Consider the following 11,820-nt stretch of genomic DNA (forward strand, 5'->3'; position numbering starts at 1 on the left):
GTATGAGAATAAAAGAGTCTGGGCGTTCATCTACAAGACAGCATCAAGTGCTAAGGTCGGAATCAACATCACCAGACTCATCGGAACAGAGGTAGCTAACCTCAGTTCCAGGAGAGATACAAGGTCGTCCTTTAGGGCGACAAGTCTGTCGGGCTAAAGCCGCGACCTACATTCCCTACATCTACCCTTTCTATACCGGAGTAACAGTACCTATCTGAAATAACGCTCTGCCCTGGAGCAACACTTCTTTCCTGTAGGTCGTCCTTTAGGGCGACAAATCTGTCGGGTTAAAGCCGCGACCTACATTCCCCCATAAAGAATACTCAGATCGAGATACCCTCAGTTTCTAAGGCTTCATCCGCCTCCTCCTGCTTACGGCTGAACTCATCCAGCTTCTCTCTGGCTGCCTCAGCGGCACGTTTTCCCCCTTCAACTAACGAGCTACCAATATCTTTCAGCGTTTCCCCAACAGCTTCGCTATCGGTTTCCGTCAGCTTTTGTTTCGCAGCATCTGCCGCTTCTTTACTGGTGTCCCAGGCTTTACTCCCCCAATCCTTCAGTTGACTCCCAACCTCGGAGGCTACCTCAGCTGTTTCATCTGCAAACTCTGCTGCTTTCTCTTTTAACGCTTCGGTATCTGCAGCCTGTGCCGGTAAAGTAACCGTTGCCAGTAATGCCAGTGACAATATAAATGGCTTCATATTTCAGGTCGTATCCTAGTGAACAGTTTAGTCATCAATCAGACAGGGAGGTGCTCAACGGGTTCCCCAGTGGAGATCAGGACGGTCTGATCCAGTGTTGCTTTAACAGTTCAAATGCTGAGTCCGGCGGCACAGGTCGGCTTAAAAGATACCCCTGCGCATAAGTACAACCTTTATCTTTCAGCATCTGCAGCTGAAACTCAGTTTCAACCCCTTCCGCCACGGTTTCCAGGTGGAGACTGCGCCCTAGGTTAATGATCGCTGTCGGAATAATCTGATCATTACGCCGCTCGGTCAGCTGCTGAGTAAAAGCACGATCAATTTTAAGTTTGTTAGCGGTAAAACGCATCAGATAGCTCAGGGAAGAATAGCCGGCACCAAAGTCATCAATGGAGATCTTAACCCCTAAGGCTGAGATTTCCCTGAGCAGATTCTCAGTCTGATCCGGCTGCTTCATCACGGTCGTTTCCGTAATCTCAACATGAAGCAGTTCCGGTGTAAGGCCTGTGCGCTGTAAAACGCCAGCGATATAAGCTGGCAACTCCGGGTTCTCAAACTGAATAGCCGACAGATTCACCGCCATAGCCACCGGATGCTCCAGTTGCTTATTCCAGATCGCCGCCTGTTCACAGGCAGCTTCCAGTACCCAGCTACCAATATCATGGATCAGCCCGGTTTCTTCCGCATGCTCAATAAAGTCTCCGGGGGGGGATGATTTTGCCCTCTTCCGGCTGCCAGCGAATCAATGCCTCAACAGCAGAAACAGAAGAATCAGCAATAGAGACAATTGGTTGATAATGCAGAATAAACTCTTTGTGGCTGATCGCCTGTTTCAGCTGGCCAGTCAATGCCATGCGGTCCAGATTGACCGCAGTCATCTCTGTATTGAAAACCTGATAACGTCCCCGACCGGACTCCTTAGCTTTATACATTGCCATATCAGCATGTTTCTTGAGCTGCTCACTATCAGAGGCATGCTCAGGATACAGACTGATACCGATACTGGCACCGACAAAAACTTCACGCTCTGCAATCTGCACCGGCAGCTCAACCTGTTCAATAATCTTGGCCGCAACAACTTCCATATCACCAGCTTCACGAACACTACGCACGATAACAGTGAACTCATCACCACTCATACGGGCAACAGTATCCGGTTCCCGAATGCAGCTTTTGATACGCTGGCCCACTTCAACCAATAGCTCATCACCCACGGAGTGCCCCAGGGTATCGTTGACATATTTAAATCGATCCAGATCAATATAAAGCAGGCCAAAACCACTGTGATCAGACGAGCAGGTTCTGATTTCCTGTTCAAGGCGATCATCAAACAGAACCCGATTGGGCAGGCCGGTCAGGGGATCATAGTAAGCCAGCCGTTCAAGCTCTTGTTCCGCCTGTTTAATCCGGCTGATATCCATAAAGACACCAACGTAGTAGGTATGGTCGGAAGTGCCATCGTTTACCGCATTAATACTGAGCCACTTCGGAAATACATCACCACTTTTGCGACGATCCCAGATCTCACCACTCCACTCTCCATGCTGACGGAGCTGTTCCCACATTTGCCGATAAAACTCAGAATTATGTCGATCAGAGCGAGTAATATTAGGGTTCTTACCCAGTACTTCCTGCCGTTTATAGCCTGTAATCTGACAGTACGCAGGGTTCACTTCCAGAATACAGGCGTCTGAGTCGGTAATAATCACGGCTTCACTGGTGTTATGAACCGCCATTTTAAACAGCTGCAACTGCTTCTCTGCTTCCCGGCGGAAATCCACTTCCTGCTGAAGGCTATCATTGATCTCAGCCAACTCCTGTGTACGCTCTGCGACCCGGTTTTCCAGCTCATCATTCGCCAGCTGCAGTGCATCCAGAGCATTATTCAGTTCAGACTCAGCATTCTCTTTGAACGTAATCTCCTGGCGTAGCTGTTTATTGGTCTCTTCAACCTTATTCTGTGTGATATCAAGTGCCACCAGACTCCGCTGAAAACAGTCAATCGCTTCCGACATCTGCTGTAACTCTTTGGTTTCAAAGTGCCGGTTACGCAAACCGATACGCCGCTCTCCAGAGGCCAGTGTATTCAACGCCTTGATCATACGGTGCAAACTGCTGGAAAACTCACCCGTCTGCCTGAAACTGAATACCAACAACATGAAGAGCACCAGGCTCATCGCCATGGTAAAAACAATAACTTCTTCTTCCAGCGCCTGCAGCTCTGCGGTGGTGTCATCATTAATGCTTTTACCCATCAGCTCCAGAAATGTGATGAACTGACGGTGGGTATTGGCAAAACTGCGATTCAGCAGCAGCAACATATGAGGGGTTGCCGGATGATTATCAGCGGCATGCTCAAGGGTTGCCTCAGCACTGACAGCATACCCTTCAAGATCTTCAATCAGAGCATTAAGGGCTTCACTCAGTCGAGGAATCTCTGTACTTCGCTGTACCTGGAACTCCAACTGCAGATTATCCCGTATCTGGTAGATCACATGGATACGACTCAGACCAATATTACGCAGACTGAAGCTATCCTTCTGCTGCTGATAACGGGCCAACAGTTCCTGAAAAGAGACATGGTTTCGGGAAAGGTCCGATAAAAGAGAGGTATTTCTGGCGATACTGCTCAGATCTTCTGTCACAATCTGGCGCATAGTCTCTTCCTGACGGTTGACTAGCCCCAGCATCGCAAAGATAAAAATGACAACGATAAAGCATCCGATAACAGGAACTGCAATCAGCTTTTGCCGCAGCGATAGCCGGTTAAACATAGTCATGCCTGCTCAGCTTCAAACGGCAGCAGATCGCATAAAGAGAAACAAACTTGTATTTATTATTATTCATGGGGTACTCAAAACACCAAAAAAAACAGATATCTGCAGCGGATGCTTTAGATCATTTTTTTAAAGGTAACACCATACATCGCTCAGTTAAAAACCTTATAAAGACCAGGGTATATATAAAAAAACAGGGTGATACCACTATCACCCTGCCTGTAGCCTGTAACTGGCAATCAAAATAATAGCTCAGCGAAAGAGAGCTTCGGGCTAATTTTTACTCTGTTTTATTACATCAGGTAACGATCAGCCCTTTTATCAGTGCGCCTGATCCCAGTTTTCACCGCTATCGGCTTCAACCAGCAAGGGCACATCCAGCTCAACCGCATGCTCCATCAAGGGTAGCAAGCCCGCTTTAAATGCCTCCAACTGATCTTTGGGCACTTCAAAGACCAGTTCATCGTGCACCTGCATAATCATTTTCACATGCTGAACAGCAGGATCTGTTTCGTCCGCTAACCAGTTATGTACATTAATCATCGCTTTTTTGATGATATCGGCTGCAGTGCCCTGCATCGGCGCATTAATGGCGGTACGCTCGGCAGCCTTACGCATAGCGCCGTTTTGGGCATTGATCTCCGGCAGGTAAAGACGACGCCCTAACAACGTTTCCACATAACCTTTCTCTTTCGCACTCTCGCGGATACTGTCCATATAGCGTGCAACGCCAGGGTAGCGATCAAAGTAACGCTCGATATAGATCTGCGCCTGACCACGTTCGATATGCAGCTGCCTGGCCAAGCCAAAGGCTGACATGCCATAGATCAGGCCGAAATTGATCGCTTTGGCGCTACGGCGCTGATCTGTAGTGACCTGATCCGGTGTACAGCCAAACACTTCTGCGGCGGTGGCTTTATGCACATCCTGATTATTTTTAAACGCTTCCAGTAAACCTTTATCACCGGAAAGATGCGCCATAATACGCAGCTCAATCTGAGAGTAATCCGCTGCAACAATCACATTGCCCGCTTCCGGCACAAAAGCCTGACGGATACGGCGACCCTCTTCGGTACGGATCGGAATATTCTGCAGGTTCGGATCACTGGATGATAAGCGCCCCGTAGCTGTCACAGCCTGATGATAGGACGTATGCAGGCGGCCTGTACGGGTACTAACCATCTGTGGCAGCTTATCAGTGTAGGTGGACATCAGCTTGTTTAAGCCGCGGTGCTCCATAATCAACTTGGGCAGCGGATAATCCAGCGCCAGCTCCTGCAGGGCTTCCTCTGAGGTAGAAGGCTTACCGGACGGTGTTTTTTTCTTCACCGGCAGCTGCATCTCTTCATAGAGAATCTCGCCCAACTGTTTAGGCGAACCAAGATTAAACTCACGGCCCGCCAACTCGTAGGCTTCGCTTTCCAGCTCCCTCAGACGTGCTGTAATCTGTCGGCTTTGTTCCTTCAGCTTATCAGAGTCGATTTTGGTGCCGTTACGCTCAATACGGGAAAGTACAGGCACAAGTGGTAGCTCCACATCCGCCAGCAGATCCCCCAGACGCCCTTCTGCCTGTACCTGTGGCAGCAGTTTGTTGTGCAGGCGCAGAGTAATATCTGCATCTTCTGCCGCGTAAGGCGCTGCTTTTTCCAGCTTAATCTTGTTAAACGGCAGTAATGCCTTACCCAGACCAGCCTGGTCCTTATTGCTTTTTTCCAGCGTCTTATAATCAAACACCAGCCTTGCGAGTTCATGATCCCGGGCCAGACGTTTCAGAGCATTAAGAGAGGTAGAGCCGCCGGATTTAGTCTTATCCTTCACGGGGATGGCATGCTTTACATACAGAATATCTGCCAACTCTTTTTGCGAACCGATATCAAACTTCTCTCCAGCCAATGCGTAGATTTTCTTTTCTAACACCAGCAGCTCACTGCTTGGCTGAGCGTCACTGTCCCCCAGCAGATCAAACTGTTCCGCTGCCGCTTCGCCGTCATTCGCAGCAACTTCTTTGAAACTGATGGTGGTGTGGCCCAGATACTTGCTGGACAGGCTATCCATATCATGACGGGTAGCCGTAGAGTTGAGCACATAGGAAGCCAGCATCGTATCGCTGGCGACACCCTGCAGTTCGATACCGTAATTAGCCAGTACATTGATATCGTATTTCAGGTGCTGACCGATCTTACCCTTGTTCGGGTCTTCCAGCAGGGGCTTCAGCTGATTCAGAACCCAGTCACGATCCAGCTGCTTTGGCGCACCCATATAGTCATGGGCCACCGGTACATAAGCCGCCTTGCCCGCTTCCACTGCAAAAGAGACACCCACAATCTGTGCCTGCATATAATCAAGGCTGGTGGTTTCGGTATCAAAGGCAAACTGGTCTGCGGCTTTCAGCTGCCCAAGCCACTGATTAAAAGCTTCTTCGGTGAGTACCGTTTCATACTCACCGGCAATAGCAGGCTCTTCCTCTTTGGCCGCCTGCTCCACCTCCGCAGCAGTGGCTTCATCATTAAAGACTTTAGGGGATGTGCTTTCCGCACGATTGAGGGCGTTGAGCCAGGTTTTAAATTCCAGCTCAGCATACAGCTCTTTCAAGGTATCCGTATCCTGAGGTGCCATCACCAGGTCTTCAATACCGACATCCAGCGGTACATCACATTTGATCGTCGCCAGCTCATAGGAGAGATAAGCCATCTCTTTATTCTCGGCCATCTTCTTAGGTAGTGTTTTTGCACCACGAAAGCTCAATTCAGGGATTTTATCCAGATCAGCATAGATCGCATCCAGCCCACCAATTCCCTGCAGCAGACCCAAGGCAGTTTTTTCACCCACACCGGGCACACCGGGAATGTTATCCACTTTATCGCCCATCAGGGCGAGGAAATCGATAATCAGCTCCGGGCCGATACCAAATTTGTCATGCACACCCTGAATATCCATTACGGTGTCAGTCATGGTATTCACCAGCGTAACCTTCTCAGTCACCAGCTGGGCCATATCCTTATCACCGGTAGAAACAATCACCGAACGTCCCGCCGCTTCACCCTGCTGCGCCAGCGTACCGATCACATCATCTGCTTCGACACCTGTGACACATAGCAGGGGCATACCCATCGCCCGGATCGCTTTATGCAGCGGCTCAATCTGGGAGCGCAGCTCATCCGGCATGGGTGGCCGCTGAGCTTTATACTCCGCATACATATCATCGCGGAAGGTTTTACCCTTGGCATCAAACACCACCACAACCGGCGCCTGCGGGTACTGTTTCAGCAGGCTTTTCAGCATATTGATGACCCCTTTGATCGCACCACTGGGTTGACCTTTCGAGGTCATCAGCGGCGGCAGGGCATGAAAGGCACGGTACAGATAGGAGGAACCATCAACCAGAACCAAAGGCAATTCGGTGGTGTCATTCATCGGGTTATCAACTCAACTCGGTTATACTGGGAATATAATAGGATTCATCATAATGCACAGAGGATTCAGACCAAAGGTCTGACAAGGATTTAACATGAAACACGCCTCGTTCTCCGCTCTATCCGGGGTTTTACTGCTCTCACTCTCCCTGGCCCTACCTGTGAACAAAGCACTGGCGGAAAGCCAGCAACCAGAACCGGAAATCACCATTCGTGATGGCGGTGACCGCACACTTTATGAGTACCGGGCTAACGGCATACTTTACGCCATTAAAGTAAAGCCTAAAGCAGGCCCGGAGTACTTTCTGGTGGATGCTAATGGCGATGGCAATTTTGTCCGTAAAGAGACCACCCGCAAATCATTTCTGATCCCTGAGTGGGTTCTATTGCGCTGGTAAACGTCATAAATTGGCAGCAATACAGACCATCTTATTGATTTTGTGATGTTTTTAATAAAAAATCGCTGCTAAAGCATTTATTCCCTGCACATACATAAGAGCACAAACAATGGCCGTTTATACTCAGGTTTCCGAAACTGAACTCAACTATTTTCTGCAAGGCTATGGCCTGGACAGCCATTACCAGCTGCAGGGATTGATGGGCGGTACCGAAAATACCACCTATCGCATCAGCTACGAAGCTCAGCCGGAAAGTTATATCCTGACCCTGTTCGAACAGGGCGATCACAGCGACCTGGGTTACTTTGTTTCTCTGCTGACCCAGCTGGCGGACAGCGGCATGAACACTGTCGCGGCCCCCATCGTCGATCAAAACGGCCAATACCTGCAGACGCTGGCGGATAAACCTGCGTTGCTATTCCCATGCCTGAGCGGTACCCACCCGGAAAATCCGGGCATTGAGCAAGCGAAACAGCTGGGAAACTGGCTGGGACAGATGCACGTTACCGCGCAACAGTTTGATCTGCACAAAGCCAATAATCGCTCTATCGGCTGGATGAAGTCTGTGGCACCGGATCTGCTGCCACTACTGGATGAGATGGATCAGCAGCTAATGCAGCTGGAAATCAGTCATTTTGCGGACTTGCTGGAAGAGTGCCCGGATCTGCCCGAAGGTATTCTGCACGGCGACCTGTTTCGGGATAACACCTTCTATGAAGGCGACACCCTGACCGGCGTCATCGACTTCTATAACGGTTGCAACGGCCACCTGCTTTATGACCTGGCGGTCGTATTAAATGACTGGAGTTGCCAGGATGACAGCGAGCCGGATCTGGAGCTGCAGGCTGCCCTGCTGGAAGCCTACGAAAGTGTGCGTCCACTAACGGATACCGAGCGCCACGCCCTGCCCGGTTTTCTGCGCGCCTGTGCTCTGCGTTACTGGATATCCCGCTTGCTGGCGAAACATCTGGCGGAAGAAGAAGGCCACCCCCATGGCTATAAAGACCCGGAGCACTACAAACTGATTCTGCTGAATCGTATCAAGCAGGCGGGTTGGTAGGCCAACACGCAGCATACGAATACATAAAAGCGAAGACAAAAAAGGCGAAACCGATAACAGGCTTCGCCTTTTTTAATTCGTTAGCCGTTAAAACACGCCTGCTTACTTCGCCTTTGGATCCATCAGGTTTACGACCTGAATCTCATCTTTCGGGTCGGGCTGGCTCTGATTCACGCGGGTTGCGGGTTCTTCAACCGGAGGTGCAGTCAGTGACATCTCATCGGTAAAACCACAGGCAACACACTCACGATGCTGGATATCATCCTCGGTCCAGGCTTTCAGTTTATCCATCTCACCACAGCGCGGGCAGACCGCACCGGCGATAAAGCGTTTCACAATTGTCATGTTTTTACCTGTAAAAGACCTGTAGAAAGACCTGTTAATATTTTTCAGCCGGACTGGGCGGCCATTATGCCGCCCTGCTCTGGGGAACACCATTAGCATTCCGGCTTATCCTGCCCCTAAGCTTACTTTTAGAGCCTCCGCTTAACCTTGAATGCCACAGTGGCGCAGTAGGGCATCCACTTTTGGTTCGCGGCCACGGAAAGCTTTAAACAGCTCAGCCGGTTCACGGGAACCGCCCATCTCCAGAATGTTCTCCCGGAAGGAACGACCGGTGGCTTCGTTGAAGATGCCTTCCTCTTCAAAGCGGGAATAAGCATCAGCAGACAGCACTTCCGCCCACTTGTAGCTGTAGTAACCCGCCGCATAACCACCGGCGAAGATATGGCTGAAACCGTGCTGGAAGCGATTGAACGAAACCGGCGGCAGTACGGCCACCTGAGCGCGTACCTCATCCAGCAGCTGCTGCACGCTGGAATCCCATTCAGGCTGATACTCATTATGCAGACGGAAGTCGAACAGTGAGAACTCCAGCTGGCGCACCATCATCATGGCGGACTGGAAGTTCTTCGCCGCCTGCAGCTTATCCAGCATCGCCTGTGGTAGCGGCTCACCGGTATCCACATGACCGGCGATCAGATCCAGACCTTCTTTCTCGTAGCAGAAGTTCTCCATAAACTGGCTGGGCAGCTCTACCGCATCCCAGGCCACGCCGTTGATACCGGACACATCCGCCACGTCAATCTTGGTCAGCATGTGATGCAGGCCATGACCAAACTCGTGGAACAGGGTGGTGACCTCATCGTGGGTCAGCAGGGCAGGTTTGCCACCCACCGGCGCTGAGAAGTTACACACCAGATACGCCACCGGCAGCTGGATTGAACCATCCGCCTTACGACGGCGCACACGGCAATCATCCATCCAGGCTCCGCCGCGTTTGTTTTCACGGGCGTACAGATCCAGATAGAAACCGGCAATCGGCTGACCATCCTGCGAGATCTCGTAGTATTTAGCATCCTCGTGCCAGCGATCAACCTGCTCGGTTTTCTCTTCGATGGTGATGCCGTACAGGCGGTTCACCACCTCGAACATACCGGCGATCACTTTCGGGGCCGGAAAGTAAGGACGCAGCTCTTCCTGAGAAATAGCATACCGCTGCTGGCGCAGTTTCTCGCTGTAGAACCCCACATCCCAGGCTTTCAGTTCACCGTCAAAACTCTGTTCGTTGGCGTAAGCCTGCAGCTCTTTAAACTCCTGGCGGGCCTGCGGTACAGAGCGCTCGGCAAGATCCGTCAGAAAGCCCAACACTTCATCGGTGCTGGAAGCCATCTTGGTTTCGATGGAGTATTCCGCGTAGCTGTTAAAGCCCAGCAGTTGCGCCAGCTCATAACGCAGCTGCAGAATCTCATCCATGACCGGAGTGTTATCCCACTGACCGGCATTCGGGCCCTGATCCGATGCGCGGGTGACAAAGGCGGTGTACACCTCTTCCCGCAGGGAGCGGTTTTCAGCGTAGGTCATCACCGGATGGAACGCCGGGAAATCCAGCGTAATCAGCCAACCGTCCAGCTCTTTCTGTTGGGCTAACTGTTGTAAGAGACCCAACGCGCTTTCCGGCAGACCGGCCAGCTCTTTCTCGTCGGTGATATGTTTGGTCCAGCCCTGAGTGGCATCCAGTACGTTCTCAGCAAACTTGTTGCTCAGTTCCGACAGGCGGGATTTCAGCTCGCCATAACGTTTTTTCTTCTCCGCAGGCAGATCGATACCGGACAGGTGGAAATCACGCAGGGTGTTGTTAACGGCTTTCTGCTGCGCTTCGTTCAGGGTGGCAAATTCGGGGCTGGCTTTCAGCGCCTTGAAGCTGTCGCACAGGGCTTCGTTCTGACCGATCTCGGTGCTGTACTGAGACAGTTTCGGCAAACAGGCGTTGTAGGCTTCACGCAGCGCATCGCTGTTCAGTACGCCATTCAGGTGGCCCACCGGTGACCACATCTGCGCTAAGCGGTCTTCATGTTCACTCATCGCCTGAGCCAGAGATTCCCAGCTTGGGTTTTCCTGCTGCTGCAGTTCGGCAATCGCCGCGCGGTTGTCCGCCAGAATCTGATCCAGTGCCGGTTCAATCATCTCCGGTTTGATCTGGCTGAAGGGTGGCAGGGTGTGACTTTCAAGTAACGGATTGCTCATGGATGAATCCTTATCAGTAATCTTTGGCTTTTTCGCTTACAGTGAATATGGGGACGGAGCACAGAAATTCCACCGTGCCGCGGGTTATAATCGCCGCCTAGCTTTCCTCATTTTACGATAACGACAACTAAAACGGAGCTTCAGCCATGTCCACAGCCAAACCGGAAAACACCGCTTCTGCACCTGCCGCCAATATTCGCTCGTTTAAAGGGTGGACACCCAAGCTGGGCGAACGCGTGTTTGTTGATCCCACCGCCGTGGTTCTGGGGGATGTTGAGTTGGGTGATGATTGCTCCGTATGGCCGTTAACTGTTATCCGGGGCGATATGCACCGTATCCGTATCGGCCACCGCACCAGCGTGCAGGATGGCTCGGTACTGCATATCACCCACGCAGGCCCCTTCAACCCCGATGGTTTCCCGCTGATGATTGGCGATGATGTCACCATCGGCCATCAGGCGATGCTGCATGGCTGCACCATCGGCAGCCGGGTGCTGATCGGTATGGGCGCGATGGTGATGGACGGTGCCATTGTAGAAGACGAAGTGATTGTTGGTGCCGGTAGTCTGGTGCCGCCGGGCAAAGTGCTGGAGTCCGGTCATCTGTATGTCGGCCGCCCGGTGGAGAAAAAACGTCCGCTGACCGAGAAAGAGATGAAGTTCTTCACCTACACCGCCGGTAACTATGTGAAGCTGAAAGACGAGCATATTGCTGAAGGTTACAACGAATAAGCACAGACCCTTACTCCACAGTAAACCCCGTTTTCCCACGGGGTTCAGCTTTTCGCGCCCACCGACAAAAACATGAGTATTTGCTCGAGTTACCCGCAACCCCGCCGATAAATGATTAAGGCTGCCAAATCGCGGCAAGTGACAAAAGACATTCATGGCACGAGCATAATCAGTAGCCTGTTGCACTTATTCTATGAAACCAAGTGCAACCACC

The 11,820-nt window shown here is 51.3% G+C and carries 9 protein-coding genes; 3 read left to right on the forward strand and 6 right to left on the reverse strand.

Features of this window, described 5'->3' with window-relative positions; all coding sequences use genetic code 11:
* Nucleotides 1-323 precede the first annotated feature (323 nt).
* The 4 genes from BTA35_RS16305 to polA all read right to left on the reverse strand — a co-directional run bounded on the left by BTA35_RS16305 (nt 324) and on the right by polA (nt 6,892).
* Complete coding sequence (locus BTA35_RS16305) at nt 324-701, reverse strand: hypothetical protein (protein WP_078320883.1); 378 nt, start codon at nt 699-701, stop codon at nt 324-326.
* 76 nt (nt 702-777) lie between these two features.
* The gene (locus BTA35_RS16310; RefSeq protein ID WP_078320884.1) at nt 778-1,395 is read right to left on the reverse strand and encodes an EAL domain-containing protein; all 618 of its coding nucleotides are present in this window, start codon (nt 1,393-1,395) and stop codon (nt 778-780) included.
* Nucleotides 1,391-3,481 carry a diguanylate cyclase domain-containing protein gene (locus BTA35_RS16315; protein ID WP_078320885.1) on the reverse strand — a complete coding sequence of 697 codons (2,091 nt, stop codon included), beginning with the start codon at nt 3,479-3,481 and terminating at the stop codon, nt 1,391-1,393. The genes BTA35_RS16310 and BTA35_RS16315 overlap by 5 nt, the downstream gene beginning before the upstream one ends.
* 318 nt (nt 3,482-3,799) lie before the next feature.
* On the reverse strand, nt 3,800-6,892 hold the full coding sequence (gene polA / locus BTA35_RS16325; RefSeq protein ID WP_078320887.1) for a DNA polymerase I: 3,093 nt from the start codon (nt 6,890-6,892) through the stop codon (nt 3,800-3,802).
* 94 nt (nt 6,893-6,986) lie between these two features.
* Between polA and BTA35_RS16330 the strand changes: the two genes are divergently transcribed.
* Together BTA35_RS16330 and BTA35_RS16335 are read left to right on the forward strand one after the other, a co-directional pair.
* Nucleotides 6,987-7,289, forward strand: a complete 303-nt coding sequence (locus tag BTA35_RS16330; RefSeq protein WP_078320888.1) for a DUF2782 domain-containing protein — start codon at nt 6,987-6,989, stop codon at nt 7,287-7,289.
* 109 nt (nt 7,290-7,398) lie between these two features.
* Nucleotides 7,399-8,349, forward strand: coding sequence for a homoserine kinase (locus BTA35_RS16335; RefSeq protein ID WP_078320889.1), 951 nt, complete (start codon nt 7,399-7,401; stop codon nt 8,347-8,349).
* A gap of 102 nt (nt 8,350-8,451) precedes the next feature.
* Here the strand turns inward: BTA35_RS16335 and BTA35_RS16340 are convergent, their stop codons facing one another.
* Together BTA35_RS16340 and prlC are read right to left on the reverse strand one after the other, a co-directional pair.
* Nucleotides 8,452-8,694 carry a YheV family putative zinc ribbon protein gene (locus BTA35_RS16340; RefSeq protein ID WP_078320890.1) on the reverse strand — a complete coding sequence of 81 codons (243 nt, stop codon included), beginning with the start codon at nt 8,692-8,694 and terminating at the stop codon, nt 8,452-8,454.
* 141 nt (nt 8,695-8,835) lie between these two features.
* Nucleotides 8,836-10,875 (reverse strand): oligopeptidase A, encoded by a 2,040-nt coding sequence (prlC, locus tag BTA35_RS16345; protein ID WP_078320891.1) that lies wholly within the window; start codon nt 10,873-10,875, stop codon nt 8,836-8,838.
* Nucleotides 10,876-11,021: 146 nt separating this feature from the next.
* Between prlC and BTA35_RS16350 the strand changes: the two genes are divergently transcribed.
* The gene (locus BTA35_RS16350) at nt 11,022-11,606 is read left to right on the forward strand and encodes a gamma carbonic anhydrase family protein (protein ID WP_078320892.1); all 585 of its coding nucleotides are present in this window, start codon (nt 11,022-11,024) and stop codon (nt 11,604-11,606) included.
* The last annotated feature ends 214 nt before the right edge of the window (nt 11,607-11,820 follow it).

The sequence above is a fragment of the Oceanospirillum linum genome (assembly GCF_001995095.2).
Taxonomy (GTDB): domain Bacteria; phylum Pseudomonadota; class Gammaproteobacteria; order Pseudomonadales; family Halomonadaceae; genus Oceanospirillum; species Oceanospirillum linum.

What these genes read in the sequence shown, in the direction of transcription:
- BTA35_RS16350 (WP_078320892.1), top strand. Translation starts at nt 11,022, where the DNA reads ATGTCCACAGCCAAACCGGAAAACACCGCTTCTGCACCTGCCGCCAAT.
- BTA35_RS16305 (WP_078320883.1), bottom strand. Translation starts at nt 701, where the DNA reads ATGAAGCCATTTATATTGTCACTGGCATTACTGGCAACGGTTACTTTA.
- BTA35_RS16340 (WP_078320890.1), bottom strand. Translation starts at nt 8,694, where the DNA reads ATGACAATTGTGAAACGCTTTATCGCCGGTGCGGTCTGCCCGCGCTGT.
- BTA35_RS16335 (WP_078320889.1), top strand. Translation starts at nt 7,399, where the DNA reads ATGGCCGTTTATACTCAGGTTTCCGAAACTGAACTCAACTATTTTCTG.
- BTA35_RS16315 (WP_078320885.1), bottom strand. Translation starts at nt 3,481, where the DNA reads ATGACTATGTTTAACCGGCTATCGCTGCGGCAAAAGCTGATTGCAGTT.
- BTA35_RS16330 (WP_078320888.1), top strand. Translation starts at nt 6,987, where the DNA reads ATGAAACACGCCTCGTTCTCCGCTCTATCCGGGGTTTTACTGCTCTCA.
- polA (WP_078320887.1), bottom strand. Translation starts at nt 6,892, where the DNA reads ATGAATGACACCACCGAATTGCCTTTGGTTCTGGTTGATGGTTCCTCC.
- prlC (WP_078320891.1), bottom strand. Translation starts at nt 10,875, where the DNA reads ATGAGCAATCCGTTACTTGAAAGTCACACCCTGCCACCCTTCAGCCAG.